The sequence below is a fragment of the Streptomyces sp. STR69 genome, from assembly GCF_024519455.1.
Classification (GTDB): Bacteria; Actinomycetota; Actinomycetes; order Streptomycetales; family Streptomycetaceae; genus Streptomyces.
Map to the genome: position 1 here is coordinate 38,713 of NZ_JALJRY010000029.1, position 20,618 is coordinate 59,330.

The 20,618-nt window shown below is 70.5% G+C and carries 15 protein-coding genes and 2 pseudogenes; 8 read left to right on the forward strand and 9 right to left on the reverse strand.

Annotated elements, in window-relative coordinates:
• The first annotated feature begins 104 nt into the window (after window positions 1-104).
• Window positions 105-1,628, forward strand: a complete 1,524-nt coding sequence (locus tag OC490_RS38480) for a hypothetical protein (protein ID WP_262062692.1) — start codon at window positions 105-107, stop codon at window positions 1,626-1,628.
• Here OC490_RS38480 and cyc2 read toward each other — a convergent pair.
• The 5 genes from cyc2 to OC490_RS38505 form a co-directional block, all read right to left on the reverse strand.
• On the reverse strand, window positions 1,621-3,774 hold the full coding sequence (gene cyc2, locus OC490_RS38485; protein ID WP_262062693.1) for a germacradienol/geosmin synthase Cyc2: 2,154 nt from the start codon (window positions 3,772-3,774) through the stop codon (window positions 1,621-1,623). The two genes, OC490_RS38480 and cyc2, sit on opposite strands and share 8 nt — an antisense overlap.
• 282 nt (window positions 3,775-4,056) lie before the next feature.
• Entirely contained in the window at window positions 4,057-4,920 is an 864-nt protein-coding gene (locus OC490_RS38490) for an LLM class flavin-dependent oxidoreductase (protein WP_262062694.1), read from the reverse strand.
• A gap of 76 nt (window positions 4,921-4,996) precedes the next feature.
• Window positions 4,997-6,169: a damage-control phosphatase ARMT1 family protein gene (locus OC490_RS38495; protein WP_262062695.1), complete on the reverse strand. Its 1,173-nt coding sequence runs from the start codon at window positions 6,167-6,169 to the stop codon at window positions 4,997-4,999.
• A gap of 22 nt (window positions 6,170-6,191) precedes the next feature.
• Complete coding sequence (locus OC490_RS38500) at window positions 6,192-6,839, reverse strand: ScbR family autoregulator-binding transcription factor (RefSeq protein ID WP_262062696.1); 648 nt, start codon at window positions 6,837-6,839, stop codon at window positions 6,192-6,194.
• 305 nt (window positions 6,840-7,144) lie between these two features.
• Window positions 7,145-8,956 carry a S8 family peptidase gene (locus OC490_RS38505; protein WP_262062697.1) on the reverse strand — a complete coding sequence of 604 codons (1,812 nt, stop codon included), beginning with the start codon at window positions 8,954-8,956 and terminating at the stop codon, window positions 7,145-7,147.
• 368 nt (window positions 8,957-9,324) lie between these two features.
• On the opposite strand from OC490_RS38505, the gene OC490_RS38510 reads away from it, so the two are divergent.
• The gene (locus OC490_RS38510; protein WP_262062698.1) at window positions 9,325-10,269 is read left to right on the forward strand and encodes a lytic polysaccharide monooxygenase; all 945 of its coding nucleotides are present in this window, start codon (window positions 9,325-9,327) and stop codon (window positions 10,267-10,269) included.
• Window positions 10,270-10,298: 29 nt separating this feature from the next.
• Here OC490_RS38510 and OC490_RS38515 read toward each other — a convergent pair whose 3' ends face one another.
• A complete protein-coding gene (locus OC490_RS38515; RefSeq protein WP_262062699.1) occupies window positions 10,299-10,952 on the reverse strand; it encodes a Tat pathway signal sequence domain protein in 654 nt (217 codons plus the stop codon).
• A 706-nt stretch (window positions 10,953-11,658) separates the two neighbouring features.
• Between OC490_RS38515 and OC490_RS38520 the strand changes: the two genes are divergently transcribed.
• The gene (locus OC490_RS38520) at window positions 11,659-12,342 is read left to right on the forward strand and encodes a DUF6230 family protein (RefSeq protein ID WP_262062700.1); all 684 of its coding nucleotides are present in this window, start codon (window positions 11,659-11,661) and stop codon (window positions 12,340-12,342) included.
• A complete protein-coding gene (locus OC490_RS38525; RefSeq protein WP_262062701.1) occupies window positions 12,342-12,785 on the forward strand; it encodes a DUF6114 domain-containing protein in 444 nt (147 codons plus the stop codon). The genes OC490_RS38520 and OC490_RS38525 overlap by 1 nt, the downstream gene beginning before the upstream one ends.
• 71 nt (window positions 12,786-12,856) lie before the next feature.
• Here the strand turns inward: OC490_RS38525 and tatA are convergent, their stop codons facing one another.
• Genes tatA through OC490_RS38540 form a run of 3 tightly spaced genes read right to left on the reverse strand, consistent with a single transcriptional unit; the run spans window position 12,857 to window position 15,978 of the window.
• The gene (gene tatA / locus OC490_RS38530; RefSeq protein WP_262062702.1) at window positions 12,857-13,111 is read right to left on the reverse strand and encodes a Sec-independent protein translocase subunit TatA; all 255 of its coding nucleotides are present in this window, start codon (window positions 13,109-13,111) and stop codon (window positions 12,857-12,859) included.
• Window positions 13,112-13,142: 31 nt separating this feature from the next.
• On the reverse strand, window positions 13,143-15,656 hold the full coding sequence (mgtA, locus tag OC490_RS38535; RefSeq protein ID WP_410099228.1) for a magnesium-translocating P-type ATPase: 2,514 nt from the start codon (window positions 15,654-15,656) through the stop codon (window positions 13,143-13,145).
• Window positions 15,625-15,978, reverse strand: a complete 354-nt coding sequence (locus OC490_RS38540; RefSeq protein ID WP_262062704.1) for an ArsR/SmtB family transcription factor — start codon at window positions 15,976-15,978, stop codon at window positions 15,625-15,627. Before OC490_RS38540 ends, mgtA begins: the two co-directional genes overlap by 32 nt.
• A 162-nt stretch (window positions 15,979-16,140) precedes the next feature.
• On the opposite strand from OC490_RS38540, the pseudogene OC490_RS38545 reads away from it, so the two are divergent.
• The 4 genes and pseudogenes from OC490_RS38545 to OC490_RS38560 all read left to right on the forward strand — a co-directional run bounded on the left by OC490_RS38545 (window position 16,141) and on the right by OC490_RS38560 (window position 20,611).
• Window positions 16,141-16,628: pseudogene (locus OC490_RS38545) on the forward strand (tellurite resistance TerB family protein).
• A gap of 16 nt (window positions 16,629-16,644) precedes the next feature.
• Window positions 16,645-16,770, forward strand: a pseudogene (locus OC490_RS38550) (AsnC family protein); the annotation flags it as partial.
• Window positions 16,771-17,188: 418 nt separating this feature from the next.
• Window positions 17,189-18,208 (forward strand): substrate-binding domain-containing protein, encoded by a 1,020-nt coding sequence (locus OC490_RS38555; protein WP_262062705.1) that lies wholly within the window; start codon window positions 17,189-17,191, stop codon window positions 18,206-18,208.
• Window positions 18,209-18,247: 39 nt separating this feature from the next.
• The gene (locus tag OC490_RS38560) at window positions 18,248-20,611 is read left to right on the forward strand and encodes a nitrate- and nitrite sensing domain-containing protein (RefSeq protein WP_262062706.1); all 2,364 of its coding nucleotides are present in this window, start codon (window positions 18,248-18,250) and stop codon (window positions 20,609-20,611) included.
• Window positions 20,612-20,618: the final 7 nt, after the last annotated feature.

Consider the following 20,618-nt stretch of genomic DNA (forward strand, 5'->3'; position numbering starts at 1 on the left):
CCGACGGTCAGGAGAGGGAAGCCGGTCCTGCGCGAAGCACGCACGTGGCACCTCACTCCCGTTGCCAGGGCCCGTTGTCAGCGCCGCCTGTTACGTTCTGTGACATGACCGATCACGCCCTGCGGCTGCTCCAGCAGCACGCCCACCTGGCCGAACTGGCCGCGTTCCCCTTCGACTTCGACCTGCGCCGAGCAGACCACGGCGAGGCGGTCCGGCTGGCCTCGGGCGGCCCGCTGCGGCCTGTCGCGGGTGACGACACGGGCGGTACGTACTTCGTGTGCGCGGACGGTTCCGTGCTGTACGCCGACTCCGAGGGCTCGGCCGGGATCATCGGCTCCAGTGTCGACGAGGCGCTGGAGCTCGTGATCGGTCTGCCGGGCTGGCGCGATCATCTGGACCTGTCCCCGTCCGACGGCCCGGAGAAGATCCTGGCAGCGGTCACGGAGACGGAGGACGAGTTCCGCGAGGACTACGGCCTCGACGAGGCGAGGCCCCGACTCCGCACCGCCCTGGGCCTCTCGGAGCGTTCCCCGGTCGAGCTGATCGGCATGCTGCACGCGGCCCTGCTGCGCACGGAACCCGACTTCCTGCTCCTGAACGAGGAGGAGGGCGGCGCCTACGCCCTCCTCGACCGGCATCCCCGTCCCCCGCTGTGGGAGCCCGTGCTCGCCCAGGGGCGGGTGGATCTGGCGGCGCTGCGCGCGGGCGACCGTACGGTGCGGGACGCGGTGGCCGGGGATCCCGTACGGCGTCGACTGGCGCTGCGGGCCGCGCAGTTCGACCGCGCGGACGGCGATCTGGAGTTGCTGCGGCATCTCCTGCGGTGCGAGACGGAGTCGTCGATGACGGACGAACTGCGGCTCGCCGCCGTGCTGGTGGGGCTCCGCGGGCACGTCGAGGATCTGCCGTTGCTGCACGAGGTACGGGAGACGGACTTCGACACCGCGTGCGGACTGAGCGAGATGCCGGGGCCGGACGCGGACGCGGCTGCCCTGCGGGAGTGGGCACAAGGCCTGGACGACTGTTTCTTCGGCACGGACCTGTCCGACGAGCCGTCGGACACGTGGACCGAACTGGCCGCCGACCAGGGCCTGACCGAGCTGGCCAGGGTGACCCTGATCCGCAGGCTCGACGAGATCGAGATGGACCAGGGCGTGCTGCGGCGACCGGGTGCGCCGAAGGCGCTGGACACGTCTCCCCTGTCCTCGCTCACCCGCGAGTTCGAGCAGTTGGGCGACCGTGTCCAGGCGCTGCGCGCCCAGCGCCTCCACACAGCCCTCCAGGACACGGCGTGGGACCGCGTCTCGGCCCTGCTGACACAGGCACGCCTGGAGCGCGAGTTGGGTCGACTCGCCCTGGCAGAGCGGACGTTGGCCGCCGTCCGAGGCATCCTGGCCACCCCGGCCGACGACTCCCTGAGGCACTGGCAGGGCGTCAACCTCGGCTGGTTCATCGCCAGGGAGCACTACACCCTGACCCGAGCTCTGGCCGACGCGGACCTCCCGGAAGAGGCCCGCGCGACCCTGGCCGCCGCCGACGCGATACTCGGCGAGCTCTCGGGCGCCGCTGCCACGGCCGCACGGAAGCTCGCCGAGGAAGTGACCGAGCGGGTCCGGGACCTCAGCTGAAGGGCAGCGCCGGGATCCGGTCCGGCACGAAGCCGTGCGAACGGCTGGCCAGGTAGGCGGACTTGTAGCGGTCGACCTCGCGGTGCCAGTTCAGGATGCCCGCCATCCAGTGCTGGAGGTCGGTCACATAGCCCCGCATGATCTCGCGTGCCTCGTCCGAGAGCTCGAAGTCGTCGTAGACGACGGGAAGTTCGTTCGCGGCGACGTGTTCGAACTGGCGCATGCGCTGGGTCATCAGGTCGTGGACGACGCCGAGCGCGGTCGGGTAGTCGATGCCGAAGAAGTTCTGGACGACAAGGATGGCGTTGTGGACCTCACCCTCGTACTCGATCTCCTTCTGGTAGGAGAAGACGTCGTTGAGGAGGCAGGCGTAGTCGATGGCCGCGTTCTCCAGGGAGCGGACGGGGCCGGTGCGGTAGACCTCGGGCGGGACCTTCGGGCCGTGGCCCATGCGGCACATGCTGAGGGTGAGGTCGGAGCCGAAGGTGGCGCGGCGCATCTCCAGGTAGTCGACCGGGTCGGGGATCCGGTGCTGGATCTGGTTGGCCAGCTCCCAGACCCAGCTCTCCGTCATCGTGTTGATCGCTTCCTTCAGGGTGTGCCGGTCGTCCACGGGCATCTCCGCGGTCGTCAGGGCCCACAGGTCGATGAGTCCGCGTTCCATGCCGTTGACCGGCACGATGACCGCCGGGCCCTCGATGGGCATGCAGTCGGAGAGGCGGGCCGTGGTGACACGGGCGGCGGCGAGGTCGCCGCGAATGCCGTAGACGAGGGGGTAGTAGTCGTCGCCGTAGGTGCCCCAGGCGAGCCAGCGCGAGCTGAGGTCGAGGGCCGCCTCGGTGGCGTCCGGGTCGATGCCGGCCGAGCAGAGCGGGAGGTCGGCTGCGGCGAGTTTCTCCTCGTCCCAGACGCCCTCCTCCAGCATGCCGACGGAGTGCATCCAGTCGACGAGGCGGTGGCGGGCGCCGTCGAGGTGCGGGCTGAGTTCGACCTGGAACGGCATGTAGAAGTCGGGGAGTTGAGAGGGGCCGACCTTCTGGAAGGGGACGTGGGTGTAGGCCCGCAACCGTTCGGCACCGGCCGAGGCGAGCAGGGCTCCGATGTCGGCGGCGGAGGTGCCGAGGCCGGTCGGTCCGTTCAACGGTGAGTTGTCGAGGGCGCCTTCGTTCATGTAGCGGCTGGAGCGCAGGTGCCACTCGTGGCCGCCGGACTGCCAGTCCTGCAGCCCCTGGGTGTAGGCGGCGACGGCCGCGACCTCGTCCGGGGTGAGCCCGTTCTCCAGGGCCACGGCGGGCACTTCGGTGAACGCGGTGTGCTCGAACTGGTGGAGCCGGGAGGTGAGGACGTCGTTGACGGTGTCGGCGGCCTCCTGGGTGGTGCAGCCGAAGAAGGTCTCCAGGACGAGCACGCCATTGCTCAACTCGCCCTCCTCCTCCACCTCCCGCTGGTAGGAGAAGAGGTCGTTGCGCAGGTGGACGCCGTCGGAGAAGGTCTCCATCAGCACCCGGAGCGGCCTCGACCGGGCGACGGACGCGGGCACTTCGGCGGTCGCGTACTCCACGAGCCCCGCCGACCAGGGCGCACCGCCCACCTTGCGGCGCATCTCGATGTACTCGACGGGGTTGGCGACCCGCCCCTCGTTGATGTTGGACAGCTCCCACAGGGACTCGTTGAGGAGGTGCTCGGTGGCGACGGCGAAGCGGCGGCGCCAGTCGACGGACATCGACGGCACCGTGCGCGCCCACAGGTCGGCGAGCCCCGCCTCGACCGGATTCTCCGGCTCGGGCACGGGAGTTGCCAGGTCGAGCGGCATGAAGAGCGGCAGCCGGTCCAGGTAGGCCTTGCCGCCGGCGCGGTCCTGGCTGCGTTTGAAGGTCTCCAGGAAGTGGTCGTCGAAGAAGAACACCCACACGTACCAGTCGGTGATCAGCGACAGGGCGGGCCCGTCGCAGTCGGGGTGGGTGTAGGCGCAGAGAAGGCCGTAGTCGTGCGCGTCGAGGTCGGCCTGCTCCCAGATCCCGGAGCCCTCCAGCATGCCCATCTCGCGTGCCCACGTGGAGGAGTGGGCGCGGGCCTCGTCCAGATGCGGGTTGAGGCGCGCGGGATACGGCATGTAGAAGTGCGGGAGTTCGAACGGCTGGGTCATGGCCGGGCCCTACCCGTGGCTCTCGACGGCCATCCCGGGCAGGGGACATGATCACACCATCGCGTGAATCGGCGGTGAACCCATGAGTTTCCCGGGCATCTTGTGGCGTTCACTTCTACGCGCGCAGACCACGGGGGTTCACGTGTCCCCTCCCTCGCCGGAGTCCCGATGAACCACCCCAGCCTCGACCGACCTCCACCGACCCGCTGTACCGGCTGGTCGGCGGGGCACCACGGTCGTCACCTCGGACCACCGGATGGTGTGGCAGGACGTACGGCTGGGTCAGGGCTGTCCGGACAGGTGCGGGACGACTTCCTCGCCGACCCACGCGAGCGCGTCCGGCAGCGCCTCCGTGGGCACCGGCAGCCACAGGGACGCGGAGACCAGCCCGGCGTCGGACAGCCGGCCCAGTTCGTCCCGGACGCTCTCGGCGCTCGCGTCGGCTCCGCCCAGCGGGCGATCCGGTACCTTCACGGCGGGTGTGAAACCGGGTGGCACGAGGAACAGCCCTGCCGTCAGGGCCAGTTCACCGGAATCGCGTCCCACTCCCTCGCCGAGCGCGTCGAGCCGCGCCCGCACCCCGGTGAGCCCCTCGGCGTCGACCCCGGAGCCGTGCCAGGCGTCGCCGAAGCGCAGGGCGCGGCGCAGTGCCGCGTCGCTCTGTCCGCCGATCCAGACGCCGGGTCCGCCCTCGGTGCGGGGCAGCACCCCGAGCCGCGCCGAGCCCTCGCCGCGCCACAACTGCCGTACGACAGCGAGCTGTTCGTCGGTCCGGCGGCCCCGGCCCGCGAACGGGACGCCGACGGCGGCGTACTCCTCGGTGTCCCAGCCGGTGCCGACACCGAGCGTGAAACGGCCGCCGGAGAGCCGGTCGAGGGTGGCGGTCTGGTGGGCCAGGATCAGCGGGTTGTAGAGCGGCAGCACCAGCACGCTGGTGACCAGCCCGATCTGTCGCGTCGCCCCGGCCACGGCCGCCAGCAGGATCAGCGGGTCCGGGGTCACCCCGGTCGCGCCGGCCACCGCGTGGCCGCTCGCGAAGATGTGGTCGAACCCCAACTCCTCGGCTCTGACGGCGACTTGAAGGACCCCGTCCACCTCCTCGTCCCGGTCGGGCCACAGACGGTGCGGTGCCACTCCGATACGCATCTCGGTCGTACTCCCCTCGTGCGACAAGAACGTCAGTGACGACCCAACCGCACGACGGGCGCCGGAGCCACCCCGTTCACGGCCGCACCTGGATCAGGGCACGGGTACCACCTGTGCGCCAGCGCTGCTCCTCCGCCGCGATCAACGCGGCCTCCGTATCGGCGTCGAGGCCGGTGATCACGTCCGACTTGAGGGTGCGCAGGGCGGCCACCGGGCCCGGGAAGTGTGCGGTGACGTCCGCGAAGGGAGTGGTCGGGGCCCAGAGGCAATCACCCACCAGGCGGCGGTAGTTGAGGTCGCCCTTCACGATCGTCAGGGTGGCCGCGGCGAACTCGGCGCGGAGGTCGGCGGGCATCTCGGCGTACGGCAGCGGGGCGCAGGAGAAGGCGTGGGCGCGCACGGTGAGCCGGCCGTCCGCCATGGCCGACCAGAGGCGGCGGCCGTACGTCGCCGCCGCGCCCGGGGCACGGGTCAGCCGGTGCACGGCGTCGACGACGTCGGTGGTGGTGGCGTCGGAGACGTAGTACGGGTGGGACTTGATGTGCAGGACCGCCCGTTCGATGCGCCCCCGGTCGAGGAGGTGGGCGATCAGCAACAGGTCGGGGATGAGTTCGCGGCCCGCGTTGTCGGCGACGAGGCACAGGGTGCCGGAGAGGAGCGACCACAACCGGTCGCTGTCGTCGGCGACCAGGGCCGGGACGGGGGCCTGCGAGGCCGATTCCGCTCCGGCGGCGGAGAGGCGGAAGCCGAGGTCCGCGCGATTGCCCCAGAGGGAGCCGTGCAGCAGCGCCTGCCCGCGCTCCGCGGGCGACTTGTCCTCCAGCGCGTCGAGGGCGGCGAGTTCCTCGTCCGTCTCGGGAGCGTCGAGTTCGGCGCGCTTGAAGGGGCGGAACGGGTCGATGCCCTGCCAGGCGCCGGGGCCGAAGTAGCCTACGGCGCCCAGGAGTTGGCGGTAGAAGTAGCTCTCGGACCAGAGCCAGGGGATGTCGTACCAGGACTGTCCCGCGTACTCGTCGGTGCCCCAGCCGGCCCACTGGGCGCGGTCGGGGGCGTCGGTGGGGAGGGGCTGGACCGTGCCCTCGGTGCAGTTCTTCAGCAGGGCGTCGAGGGCGCGGTGCTGTGCGGGGCCGTAGGGAAAGGCGTCGCGTACCTGCTGGATGATCGCGGGGTGCCGTTCGGCCAGCACGCTGCGGGGGAACGAGCCGGGCTCGTTGCCGAGGATCACGGGCGCGGCGGGGGTGTCGGGCATGCGGCTCACCGTACCGGGCGGGTCAGCCGACGCCGATCTCCCGCTCCAGCCGCACGGCGAGGCTGAGATAGCGGGCGCGGCGCGGGACGGGAACCACGCCGCGGATCACCAGGTGCCACATCTCGGCGGTTCTGCGGGGCTGCAGGGCAACCGGTTCCAGGGCACGCCCGATGACGCGGATACCGACGAAGAGGCCGATGAGGGTGCGGGCGACGGCGTCCACGTCGATGTCGGGGTGCGCGTCGGCCTCCGCGACCGCGCCGGCGAGTTTGCGGGCGGCGATGTCGAGCCACTCCGTGAAGGGGTGCGGCATCGGGGGCCGTATCTCGATCTCCCCTGCGGCGAGCCGGAGTCCGGCCCGTGGGATGGGGCCCTCGACGGCCAGCCGGGTCATGCCGAAAGTGACACGTATCAGTGTCTCCAGTGAGGAGTAGCCCCGGCTGTCCATGTCCTTGGTCATCTGACGCGAGGCCTTGACCTGCATCTCCAGGATGGTGCGGGCGAGGTCTTCCTTGGCCGGGAAGTGGAAGTACAGGGCGCCCTTGGTGACTTGGGCGTGGTCGACGATGTCACTGAGGCTGGTGGACTCATAGCCCTGCCGGTCGAACAGCTCGGCGGCGGCCGTGATGATCGTTGTGCGGGTCTGTTCGGCCCGTAGCTGCCTCACCATCGACTGAAACACTCCCGTGAAGGAAAAACAACGGCCCATGCCGTTTTTTCTTACCCCCTGAACACAGTAGCTCACCGTCCGACGTCTTCGACCTTGCCCCCGAAGACCACCAACACCCCTCACGTTCCCATCACTTGCACCTCTCTGTCACCCTCACCCCGACTCTTGACCACTTTCGGTATCTGTGGCACGTGTCAACGACCGTTCTCGGCCATACGGACGACCGGCCGCCCCGGGGAGGCGCCCGTGGGGGCGCACCTCTCATTACGGGTCGGCCGGTCGGTTTCTGTGCGTGAGCTGTGGAATCAGAAGGTGAGCTGCCAGCTGTTGAGGGTTCCGGTGTCCTGGGCGGCGGTGTCCTGGACCCGCAGTTTCCAGGTGCCGTTGGCGGTCTCGCCGGAGGCGTCCACCGTGTAGGTGGCCTTGACGTCGTCGGCGGAGTCCGAGGTGCTGGCGGACTTCAGACGGTACGTCGAGCCGTCCGGTGCGACCAGGTCGAGGACGAGGTCGCCGCGGTAGGTGTGGGTGATGTCGACGCCGACCTGGAGGGCCGAAGGCGCGTTGCCCGTACGGCCGTTGACGGTGATCGGGGACTCGACGGCCGCGCCCGCGTCGGGGACGGCCACGGCGGTGCTGCTGGAGAAGGTGGTCCCCGTCGTCGTACCGCCGCCGCTCACGGCCTGGACGGTCTTGGCCGCGTCCGCGAGTCCTGCGCCGCAGCCGCCCGAGCAACTGCCGGGCAGGGCGCGGGCGTTGGTCTTGATGGCCGACTCGATCTGGGCCGGGGTGAGCGTGGAGTTCGCCGATTTCATGAGCGCGACCAGGCCCGCGATGTGCGGGGTGGCCATGCTGGTGCCCTGGTAGTAGGCGTAGGACTCGGAGGACGGCGTCTTGGTGCCGGAGTTCAGTGTGGAGTAGATGCCGTTGGCGGTGCCGGTGCTGGTCTGGCCGCCGGGGGCCGAAATGTCCACGCCGGAGCCGTAGTTGGAGTAGGAGGCCTTGGCGCCGGTCCGGTTGGTGGCGGCGACCGAGATGACATTGGCGCAGTTGCCCGGGGAGTGGTTCGCGACGTTGTCGTTGTCGTTGCCGGCGGCCACGACGACCGTGGTGCCGCGGTTCGCGGCTGCGGTGATCGCGCTCTGGGTGGCCGAGGTGCAGGCGCCGTCGCCGCCCAGGCTCATGTTGATGACCTTGGCGATGTTGCCGTTGGCGGGGACGCCGGAGACGGTGCCGCCGGACGCCCAGGTGATGGCGTCGATGATGTCGGAGTCGTAGCCGCCGCACTTGCCGAGGACGCGCAGCGGGGAGATCTTCGCGCCGTAGGCGATGCCCGCGATGCCCTTGCCGTTGTTGGTGACTGCGGCGATGGTGCCGGCCACATGGGTGCCGTGCCAGGAGGAGTTGCTCGCCCCGATGCCCGTACCGCACTCGTTCGCGGCGTAGTAGTCGCCGGGGTCGGCCGGGTTGCTGTCGCGGCCGTCGCCGTCGACCGAGACGGCGGTGTCGGTGATGAAGTCGTAGCCCGCGACGATGTTCGCGGCTAGGTCGGAGTGGGTGACGTAGCCGGTGTCGATGACGGCGACGGTGACCCCGCTGCCGGTCGAAGTCGGCCACGCGGCGGGGACGTTCATGCCGGCCGTGGACTCGAAGAGGTCCCACTGCTTGCCGTACTCGGTGTCGTTCGGGTCGGCCTGCGGGGTGTTGAGGCGGTCCGGTACGACGTAGGAGACCTGCGGGTCGGCCCTGAACTCGGCGATGACGTCGGCGACTTCGGTGGTGCTCCTGGCGTCGCCGAGGCCGACGAGGGCGGCACCGGTGCCGAGGCGGCGCTGGAAGTCGACGTCCTCGCCGGTCTCCTTGCCCTTGGCGGTGGCGTCCGTTTCGGCGGCCCGGTTCGAACTCGCTTCCGCCGCACCGGACTTGTAGCCGACGATGAGGCGCTGGGCGAGGGTGCCGGGGGCGGCCTCGGTCTGGCCGGACAGGGCCGGCGCGGTGGTCTGGGCGGTGGGTTCCTGGGCGACGGCGGCCGAGGTGGCCACCGTGGCGAGGAGGGCCGCGGAGACCGCGGCAACGGATATCAGGGTCCGTCCGGTGGGGAATGCCGTGGGAGTGCGCAAGGGCTTGCCTTTCGTGGCCGGACTCCGAGCAGGGCGGAGCCGCGGTCGATTCGCTTCGTCGTCGAAGCGGCGTGGGGTCGATCCAGCGGGCGCCGGGCGCGGGCGGCTGCCTCGAACAGGGGTTGCCTGTGGGTCAGCTGTGGCCAAACGATAGGCAAAGAGAAGGTCATACGGATACGGGGGAAACCCTCGATCGGGCCGGAAACCGCCCTCGACATCGGCCGGTTGACCGATGTGCCCCGGTTCACGGCGGCGGGGGTGGACTGAACGCGTCGGGCCTGGGGCGGTGGGGGCGGACTGAACGCGTGGGACCCCAGGGCCGTATGACACGGACAGACCGTTCTGCCCCGGCCGAGGAGACGTTCCGGATGTCCCGGATGACCGCACATCGCACCGCCATGGTGGGCGCCGCCATGGCCCCGCTGCTGCTCACCGTCTGGGCGGCGGGTCCGGCGCAGGCGCACGGGGCGCCGACGTATCCGGTCAGCCGGGTGTACGCCTGCTCGCCGGACGGCGGCAGCGCGGCCGGTTCGGCGGCCTGCAAGGCGGCCGTGGCGGCGAACGGGGGGCCCTTCACCTTCTGGGACAACATCCGGGTCCCGGACATCAACGGGCGGGACCGGCAGCTGATCCCCGACGGGAAGCTGTGCAGCGGTGGCCTGTCCGACTACAAGGGACTGGACATCACCCGTACCGACTTTCCGTCGACGCGGCTGACTCCGGGGGCGAAGCTGACGATGACGTACGCGTCGACGATCGCGCACACCGGCACGTTCAAGTTGTATCTGACGAAGGCCGGTTACGACCCGTCGAAGCCGCTCACCTGGTCCGAGCTGCCGACGCAGCCGTTCGCCGAGGTGAAGGACCCGCCGCTGACGGGTGGCGCGTACCGCATCAAGGCGACGCTGCCGACGGGCCGGACGGGGCGGCAACTGATCTACACGATCTGGCAGAACAGCAGCACCGAGGACACGTACTACTCGTGCTCGGACGTGGTGTTCCCCGGGGGCGCCACCCCTTCGTCGAAGTCCACGACGGGGACGGCCGGTTCGAAGGACAGGACAGCGAGTCCGTCGGCGTCCGCGACCAAGTCCCCTGCGGCAGCGAGCACTTCGGCCAGTGCCACGGCTTCTGCCGCGGCGCAGAAGGCGTCCCCCGCCGAGGAGACCACCGCGCCCGGCAGCAGTCCGGTGGCGTCCGACGTCGACGCCTCTTCGGGCGGCCCTTCGGCGCCCATGCTGGCGGGCGGCGCCGCCGCGGTGCTGGTACTCACCGGGGGCGCCGCCCTGGCCCTGCGACTGCGCCGACGCTGAACTCGGCGCGAACAGGCCCTGCTTGCTGCTTAGTTGGTGTAGACCGCCACGCCGTTGTCCGTCACCGGGGCGTACTTCGCGGTGAAGTAGCCCGCGCTGAAGCACAGCGACGAGCCGGAGGTCTTGGTGAAGGCCTGGTTGGTGAAGTTGATGCTGGTGTCGGTGTTGCTCGCCGTGCCGCTCAGGCTGGGGGCCTGGTAGACGCAGGTGATGCTGCCCAGCAGGGTGGTCAGCTTGACCGTGGTCTGGATGGTGGAGCCGCTGGCCGGGGTGACGGTCAGGGTGCCGTCCGAGGCTGCCGCGGTGGTGTAGGGCAGGTTGTCGACCGTGATGCTGGAGACGCCGAGGACGCCCAGGACGTTGCTGGTGCAGCTGCTGCTGTCGAAGGTCTGTCCGGAGACGGTCTCGGTGGCGGTGCCCGGCGCGGTCGGGTTGTCGGTGACGGTCGCGGTGAACTGCGACGAGGTGCACTTGATGCCGCTGGTGCCGGTCGCGCTGGAGTACAGGGTGGCGCTGGTGCCGGTGGCCAGGGGCGCGGTCAGCACATCGCCGACGGCGACGGCCGTACCGCCGAGGCTGCCGGTGGTGAGCACCGGGGTGTCAGCCGCGGACGCCGGGACGGTGAAGGGGAGGGTGAGCGCGGCGACGGAGCCGACGAGGGTGAGGACGGTGCGAGTGCGCATGCGGGTGTACCTCTTCTTCCGAAGTGGAGGGCCGAACCAGGGGGTTCTTTGGGGGGTGGGGGAACAGGGGGGTCTTTCGAGGTGAGGTAACTGGGGCTTGGGGCGCGTGAGTTGGCCGTCGCCGGCCCGTGACGCCTTCTCCGTACGCAACGGGCCGGCGACGGCGGCCGGCCGGGGACCGGCCGGAGGCCCACGGGGGTTGAAGGCTTCCGGCCGGGCCGGGCGGTGGGGCGGACGGCACGGACCAGGGGGGAAGCGGCCGTGCCGGGCCGCGGGGGTGCGGACTCTGGGGCAGTGAAGTGCCCCTGTGGAAAGGGAAGTCCGGGAACGCGGCTCCTGCCACGTGCCGGATCCGGCGCCACGGATCCGGCAAACAAGGGAGAGTTGTAGACCTGAGTGTCCGTCAACGTCAAGACATGCAAGTCAAGTTGGTGCGCTGTTCGGTGTGCGGTGCCGGACTCCACGAGGTCACCGACAGGGCTTGCCCCACAGGTGGCACATCATCAACACTCTTTTTCCACAACTCCCTTGACCCTCGAATGTAACCCCCGGTAACTTCCTCGACGGCTACTGCTGCGTAACCTGAAAGCCCTTGCACCCGCCGGGAGTTGTGAGGACGGCTGCGCCGCACTCGCTGTCCGCGCCAGGACAACGCGCCACATTGCATACCGACTCGCGTTGACTAGAGCAGCACATGGGAGCAGACATGGCTTCACCCTCGGACGCCAACTCGTCCGCAGGCAACACCCCCGAGAACCCGGAAACCGGTTCCGCACCTGAGACCGCCGAGGTTCCCGAAAGACGCGGTCAGGTCCGACTGCGCCGCGCCGCCGTGATGGCGGTGCCGGCCACCCTGGCCTTCGCGGCCCTCGGGATACTCACCGCCCAGGGCGCCCTGGGGGTGCAGTTCTCCATCTCGGGCATGCCGTTCACGGTCACCGCCAAGTCGCTCGACGGCACCGGCTTCGAGCAGTTCGGCGGCCTCGACAACATGATCCCGAACAGCCCGAACGCGGGTGACACCGGCGGCCAGGTGCTGGTCATGACCTCCGCCATCAAGAACGCCACGCTCGACAGCCTCTGCCAGAGCGTCGACCTGGGCGGGATCAACCTGCTGATCAAGGCGGGCAGCGGCTCGACGAAGGTGACGGCGACCAACCTGACGACCGACTCGACCGAGCTGTCGGGTGACGCGTCCTTCGGCAACATCGAGATCGGCAACGACGCCAGCACGCTCACCAAGGCGGGCGTCCAGGGTCCCAAGGGCGTCTTCAGCCAGCAGTCCGACACCGTGCACATCGACAACCTGCGGCAGACCAACTACTCCACCACAGCTGGTGTGTTCAAGCTGCCGGGCCTCAAGCTCAGCTTCAGCGACTCGGGTTGCTGATGTCCGACAACCTGTCACGGCAAGGGACGCGGCCCGCCTTCCGTGCTTGGCGGGCCCGTCGTCCGTTCTGGGGCGGGCTGTTGCTCGCCCTGGGCGGGGCGGAGATCCTGCTCACGGAGAAGGTGTCGCTGAAGGTCGCGATGCACTTCGGAATGCAGGGCGTCACCGGCTACCTGCTCCCCGTGGTGATGCTCCTGTGCGGACTGCTGATCCTCTTCAGCCCGGGCCAGCGGCTGTTCTACTCGATCGTCGGGATCCTGTGCACCCTGGGCAGCTGGCTCACCTCGAACCTCGGCGGCTTCTTCATCGGGCTGCTGCTGGGCATCGCGGGCAGCTGCATGACGTTCGGCTGGCTGCCGGACCAGGAACCGCGGTCGGAGCGCAGGCGCCGCAAGCGCGAGGCGAAGACGGCCACGAAGACGGAACTCCAGCACCAGGCCTGACCGTAGGGCCCCCAAGGCGTCACGCCCCGGCAGTCACAACCGCCGGGGCTCGACGTGTGCCCGCAGTGCCGTCAGTGCGCGGTCGCGGGCGGCTCGGTGCCGGTGGTCGCCGGGGACTCGGTCGAGGTGTGCACGGCGGTCGGCTCCACGGGGACCGACTCCGCCAGGTTGCTCTCCTCCTTCATCGCCTTCGCCTCGCTCTTGAGGATGCGCATGGACTTGCCCAGCCCGCGCGCGGCCTCGGGGAGCTTCTTCGAGCCGAACAGCAGGATGACCATGATCGCCACGACCAGCAGGTGCCATGGTTCCAGTCCGTTGCGGAGCATGATCTCGACCTTTCGTCCCTGACAACAGTTGCTATGTTGCGCAACTGTACAACCCACGAGTGGATCGCAGACCCCTCAGGGCCAGGGCATACAGGCCGAGCACAGCAGCGAGCAGCAGGTAGTAGGGCAGCGCGAGCCCCGTCATGCCGAGCGCCGCGCCCAGCGGACTCGGCGGCAGCAGCAGCCCCACGGCGGCCAGCACGGCCGCGGCCCGCCCCACCGGCCCCGGCCCGCCGCCCTTCGCGAGGCTCCGGCCGGTCCGCAGGAGCAGCATCACCAGGGCCTGGGTGAGCAGGTTCTCGGTGAACCAGGCCGAGTGGAACAGCACCTCGTCGTCCACGGCGTCGGGGCCGCGCAGCGCGAGCGCGAGCACCGCGAAGGTGGCGAGGTCGGCGACCGCGTTGAGCACCCCGAACCCGGTGATGAACCGCAGGAACGCCCGGGGTCGCAGCTCGGTCGGCCTGCGCAGCGCGGCGGCGCCCGGCCGGTCGTGGGCGAAGGCGAGTTGGGCCAGGTCGAAGCAGAGGTTCTGGGCGAGCACCTGGACCGGGAGCATCGGCAGGAACGGCAGCAGCAGACCCGCGGCGAGCATCGCGGTGACGTTGCCGAGGTTCGAGGAGAACGTGACCCGCAGATACGAGGCGATGTTCGCGCTGCTGTGCCGGCCGGCCGTGACCGCGTGCCGGATCGCGGCGAGGTCCTTCCCGGCGAGTACCACGTCGGCGGCCTCGCGGGCCGCGTCGACGGCGGCCCGCGGTGCGATCCCGACGTCGGCGGCGCGCAGCGCGGGCACGTCGTTGAGGCCGTCGCCGAGGAAGCCGACGGTGTGTCCGGCCGCGCGGAGGGCGGCGACCGCGCGGGCCTTGTCCTGAGGGGTGCAGCGGGCGGAGACCCGCACCTGTCCGGGGTCCAGTCCCAGTTCCCGGCACACCCTGGCCGCCGTAGCCAGATGGTCGCCGGTGAGGATCCGCACGCCGATCCCCAGGTCGGCCAGGGTGCGCAGGGCTTCCGGCGCGGCCGGGTCGATGGCGTCGTGGAAGGTGACCAGGCCGCGGAAGGTCAGGCCCCGTTCGTCGGCGGGGGTGTACGCGCGCGTGCGGGCCGGAAGTTCGGCGGTGGCGACTGCCAGCAGCCGCAGTCCGGACTCGGCCTCGCGGGTGGCGAGGGCGAGCAGCCGCTCCCGTTCGCCGGGCTCCAGCAGACACCGTTCCACGACGTCCTCGACCGCGCCCTTGACGATGAGGGTGTGTGTGCCGAGGGCTTCGCCGCGCACCACCGCCGAGGCGAGCCGCCGCAGCGGATCGAAGGGCACGGCCGCGATCCCGTCGTACTCCTCCCCCACCGGTCCGGCCGCCGCCAGCAGTGCTTCGTCGAGGGCGTCCGGGACGGGTGCCTCGGCGAGTTGGAGGGTCCACCAGGCGGCGGTGGCGGCCCGGTTCAGGACGTCCGGGTCGTCGAGGCCGTCCGGGCCGAGGGCGCGTTCCACGACCGGGCGGTCCTGGGTGAGGGTGCCGGTCTTGTCGAGGCACAGGACGTCCACGGCGCCCAGGTCGTGCAGGGCGGGGAGCCGTCTGACGACGACGCCGTGCGTACGGGCGAGCAGCGAGGCCCCGCGCGCGAGGCAGGTCGTGACGATCACCGGAAGCATCTCGGGGGTCAGTCCGACGGCCACCGCGACGGCGAACGGCAGCGTCTCCAGGCCCCGGCCGCGCAGTGCCGCGTTGGCCATCAGGACCAGCGGGGGCGTCAGCAGCATGAAGCGGATCAGTACCCAGGAGACGCCGTGCACGGAGCGGTCGAAGGCGCTCGCCTCGCGTCGCACCGGCTCGCCGTGCGCGGCGGCGAACCGCGTCCGTGCGCCCGTCTCCAGGACGACCGCCGTGGCACTGCCCGAGACGACCCCGCTGCCCTGGAAGCACAGGTGCGGCTGGGCGAAGGGACCCTCGACGGCCGCACCGGGCAGTTCCACGGCGGCCTTGGCGACCGGCGCGGACTCCCCGGTCAGCGCGGCCTGGTGCACGGTCAGCCCGCTCGCGCGCAGGAGTCGTAGATCCGCCGGGACGAGGTCGCCGGGGCCGAGCCGGACCACGTCGCCGGGGACCAGTTCGGCGACTGGTATCTCCCGGGCCCGCACCGGTGCCCCGGCGTCCGCGCGGCGCAGCACGCAGGCGGTCGAGGCGACCAGTTCGCGCAGGTCGTGCAGGGAGCGGTCGGCCCGGTGCTCGCCGCCGGCGCGCAGCACACAGCTGACGGCGACCAGCGCGAGGATGACGGCGGCGGTGCCCCAGGACGCGACGAGTGCGGAGACCAGGCCGAGACAGAGCAGGACGACGGTGAAGGGGTCGCGCAGGCTGCGCAGGAACAGGCGGTACCAGGGTGTCGTACGGCGTTCCGGGAGGGTGTTCTCACCGGTCGCCGCGAGCCGGGCGGCGGCCTCCGGGTCGGTCAGTCCGCGCGGGCCGGTGTCGAGGTGCCGTAGCGCCTGGAGCGGGGTGTGCCGGTGCGCGGCGGCGTCAGAGGCCACGGAGTCGGGGGGCGGGCACATCGCGGTCGGCGCGGTCGGTGCGGCGGGCGACCGCGAGCCGGACCACGTCGACCACGTCCGGGTCGTCGACGAAGTACACCTGGCGGCGGCCCTCGCGGCGGGAGCGGACCAGGCCGGCGAGTTTCAGTTTGGTCAGGTGCTGGCTGACGGCGGGCAGCGCGCCGCCGACCCGTTCCGCGAGTCCGGTGACATCGCTCTCGCCCTGGGCCAGCGCCCACACGATGTGCAGCCGCGCGGGCGAGGCCAGGAGGCCGAAGGCCGCGGCGGCCTCCGCGAGCACGTCGGCGGACGGGTCGTCGAAGCCGCGGCCGACTGTCTGCACCGTCGTCGCCTCCCGCCCTGGCCGTTGCTTTCGTACGAACCGCCCCAGTCTAGGGGGCCGGAACTTCTCCCCGATCCGGGGAGTTTCCACGGCGTCGCAGACACGGATTTGTATACGCACGACTACGCATGACTACGCACCACTACTACGCATGGAGTTCGCATGGCCCTGTGGGACCGTTTCAAGGAGTCCGCGTCGACGATGCAGACCCAGCTCGTGGCGAAGAAGAACGATCTGAAGAGCGGGGCGTTCCGCGACGCGAGCATGGCGATGTGCGCGCTCGTGGCGGCTGCTGGGGGCACCTCCCACGCCGTTTAGGCAGTGGGGGAGGCACCGTCGACCCCTCGGAGCGGCAGCGCGTCGCGCAGCTCATCGCGAGCAACGAGGTGCTGCAGAACTTCGACGCGATGGACCTCCAGCGGCGCTTCGACGCGAACCTGGACAAGCTGACGGCCGACTTCGCCTTCGGCAAGGTCAGTGTGTTGCAGGAGATCGCCAAGGCGAAGAAGAAGCCCGCCGAGGCGCGGGCCGTGATCCAGATCGGCATCGTGATCGGCGGCGCGGACGGCGACTTCGACAAGACCGAGCAGGCCGTGGTCCGCGAGGCCTGCTTCACCCTGGACCTGCCGCCGCACGAGTTCGACCTCTGACCGGCCTTCGGAGGACATGACCGGGAACCTGCCGGACGACCTGGACCGCGGACTGATCCACGCCCTGCACATCGACGGCCGGGCGCCCTTCAGCAGGATCGCCGCGGTCCTCGGCGTCTCGGCCCAGACCGTCGCGCGGCGCTGCGCCCCGCCGCGCAGAGGGTGAGCCCCCTCGGGGGTGGCCGGCCGTGCGGGTGTGCTCAGTTGTCTCATGGCCGAAGCGTGGAATCGTGGGGGCGGTATCTTCCAGCGCGGTCCCCGGGATCGCGGATTTCCTCCATCCGCGGCTCCCCTGACGGCGAACTCCCGCACCACGAGCCCTAGTTGCCGACGTAACCGTCCGTCCCCCTGTATGCAGCCTCCTCAACCTCCTTACGACGTCGAGATGATCACAATGCGGCAGCAACAACTCACTCCGGGTCGCCGCTCACTTGACTACCAGCGGTCACACACGATTGGCTCCGGCCCAGCGGGAGTCACCCGGTCGCGCACCTCATACGGCTCCGGGCGCACTCTCCCCGTCCCCGAGCTCGGCCGCACAGCGAGGTGCCGCACCCCCCATGAACACTCCTCCCTCACCTCACACCCCCTTCCGTCGCATACGTGGCACGGCGCTGACCGGCGCCGTCGCCGTCTGTCTGCTGCTCGCCGGCTGCTCCGGAACCGGTGATTCCGGGTCCGGGTCGGACACGGGCGCGGCCGGTGCCGCGGGCACCGGCCGCCTCAAGGTCGCCATGGTCACCCACGCGAGCAAGGGCGACGCCTTCTGGGTGCTGGTGAAGAAGGGCGCCGAGGCCGCCGCCGCCAAGGACGGTGTGGAGCTGACGTACACGAGCGACCCGGACGCCACCGGGCAGGCCGAGCTGGTGCGCGACGCGATCCGGGACGGGGTCGACGGCATCGCGCTGACGCTCGCCAAGCCGGACGCGATGAAGGCGCCGATCGCCCAGGCCAAGGCCTCGGACATTCCCGTGGTCGGTCTCAACTCCGGTATCGACTCCTGGCAGTCGGACGGTGTGCTGGAGTTCTTCGGGCAGGACGAGAGCGTCGCGGGCCGCGCCGTCGGCGAGAAGCTGGACGAGCTCCAGGCCAAGCACGCCCTGTGCGTGATCCACGAGCGGGGCAATGTCGCCCTGGAGGCGCGCTGCGCGGGCGTGAAGAAGGCGTTCACCGGCGAGACCGACATGCTCTATGTGGACGGCACCGACATGAACGCCGTGTCCGCGAGTGTCACGGACCGGCTCAAGCAGGACCCCAGCATCGACGAAGTGGTCACGTTGGGCGCCCAGTTCGCGCTGACCGCGGTCAAGTCCGTGAAGTCGGCGGGCAGCAAGGCCAAGGTCGCGACCTTCGACCTCAACTCGGCCCTGGTCAAGACCGTGCAGAGCGGGGCCGTACAGTTCGCGGTCGATCAACAACCGTATCTGCAGGGCTATCTGGCCGTGGACTCGTTGTGGCTGTACAAGACCAACGGCAACATCAGTGGCGGCGGGGCGGCTCCCGTGCTCACCGGCCCGGCGTTCGTGACGAGGACGAACGTCGGCGCGGTCGCGAAGTTCGCGGCCAACGGAACGCGCTGACCGGACACTTCGTACGAGGATGTAGCGAGGACGACCACGATGTCTCCACGGACAGGTGCCCGGCGCCGCGTCGGTTCCATACGTCTTTCCCTGATTCTGCTCGCCCTGGTCCCCAGCGTCACGCTGGCCGCGATGTGGGGCGTGACGACGACCCAGATGTTCACGGAGGGGCTACGGCTGCGCTCGCAGACGGAGTTGAGCCGGTCGACCGGCGCCATGGGCACCGAGGCCGCGCTCGCGCTCCAGAAGGAACGCAGTCTGTCGGCGGCCTGGATGGCCTCGCCGCACGGTTCCGAGGCCGCGCTCACGGCACAGCGCGCGGAGACGGACAAGGCGGTGGCCCGGCTCGTGGGCCAGACCGACGCCATCAAGAGGGCGCCCGCCCGCATCAGGGACCGGATGTACTCGGTCGTCGCGTCGGTGGACAGCCTGGAGTACTACCGCAGCCAGGTGGACAAGCCCACCGACATCACGCCCCAGCAGGTGCTGGACCAGTACACGTCGATCATCGACGACCAGATCCAGGCGTTCCAGCAGCTCTCCCAGGTCGACGACGGCGACCTCACCTCGCAGGCGGAGCCGCTCGTCGCGCTGGAGCACGGGGCGGAGCTGGTCTCCCAGGAGGACGCGCAGCTGACGCTGGCCTGGCCCTCCGGGCACGTCAACAACGCGGCGTGGGAGCAGTTCGCCGAGCTGGTGCACGCCCGGCGCTGGCTGGTAGAGGACCAGATCGCCACTGGGTTCCAGGGCGCGACCAAGACGAAGATCGAGCACATTCTGCAGAGCGTCGCCTGGAGCACCCTGGAGTCCACGGAGGACGCAGTGCTCACGGCCGGTACGGCGGACAAGGCGGTGCCGGACAACGGTTCGGCCGGCAAGATCGTCCTGCCCGGCGAGCAGAAGCAGTGGAACGCGGCCCTGACCCAAGTCGCCGCCGAGTACGAGGTGTTGATCCGGCAGCAGACGGCCGCACTCCTCGACCGCAGCTCCGACAAGGCGCGCAGCCTGCTCGTCACCGCCGCATGGCTGAGCGCGGGCGGACTCGCCGCCCTGCTGCTGTGCGTCGGCATGTCCTGGCGGATCACCCGCTCGCTGTCCCGTCGGCTGCGCGGTCTGAAGATGGCCACGCTGAGCCTGGCGGAGGACCGACTGCCGGACGTGGTCGCCCGGTTGAACCGGGGCGAGAAGATCGACGTGGAGTCGGCGACCCCGCCACTGGACTACGGCGGCGACGAACTCGGCCAGGTGGCACAGGCGTTCAACACCGCGCAGCGCACGGCCGTGCACACCGCGATCGAACTCGCCGACACCCGGCGGGGGTTCCAGAAGGTCATCCTCGGCATCGCCCGGCAGAGCCAGAACCTGGTCAACCTCCAGCTCACCAAGCTCGACCAGCTGGAGCGCCGGCACGACGACCCCGAGGTGCTGCGCGGCCTGTACGAACTGGACTCCACGGCAAGCCAGTTGCGCCGCTACGAGGAGAACCTCGTCGTCATCAGCGGTGAGCAGCCCCGCCGCAGCTGGACCGAGCCGGTCGCGCTGATCGACATCCTGCGCAGTGCCGTGGGCGAGGTCGCCGAGTACCAGCGGGTCGAGGTGCACACCGAGGAGGAGGTGTGTCTCGCGCCGCCCGCGGTCGCCGACGTGATCCACCTGCTGGCCGAGCTGATCGACAACGCGACGGTGTACTCCCCCGCGCCCAGCCCGGTCGGCGTACGGGCCGCGATGGTCGCCAAGGGTCTGGTGATCGAGGTCGAGGACCGCGGGCTCGGCATGTCGGAGGAGGACTACGCCTCGCTCAACGAACAGCTCGCGGTACCCCCGCAGTTCGACGTGGTCGCGCTCGCCGACGACCTGCGGCTGGGCATGTTCGTGATCGCCCGGCTCGCCACCCGGCACGGCATCGCGGTGACGCTGCGTTCCTCGCCGTACGGCGGCACCACCGCGATCGTGCTGATCCCGCACGAGATCGTCGTACCCGAGCCGTTGGACGAGCCGGCGCCGGTCGCCGCGAAGGGCGCCGACGAGGCCGTCACGGTGGAGCGGGTCGGCGCCGTGGCCGAGAAGGCGGCCGAGATACCGGGCCCCACGCCCAGGGCGCTGCCCGCCATTCCCCCGGCCCGGTCCGCCGAGCCGACGGTGACCGCCGATCCGGGCGGGCTCACCCCGTTGCCACGGCGGGTGCCGCAGACCAGTCTGGCCAGTGAGTTGCGGGAGGAGGCAGGACCGGCCGAGGAGGACGGGGAGCTGGAAGACTTCACCGCGGAACGTGCGGCTTCCTCGCTGGCCGGATTCCAGCGCGGCACGTTCCAGGCGCGAGACTCCATCGACGACGACGCGCCGTCGCAGTACGACCGGGAGGAAGCAGCCGCCTCCTCGAATCCGCCCGCCGATCGCTCATGAAGGACTC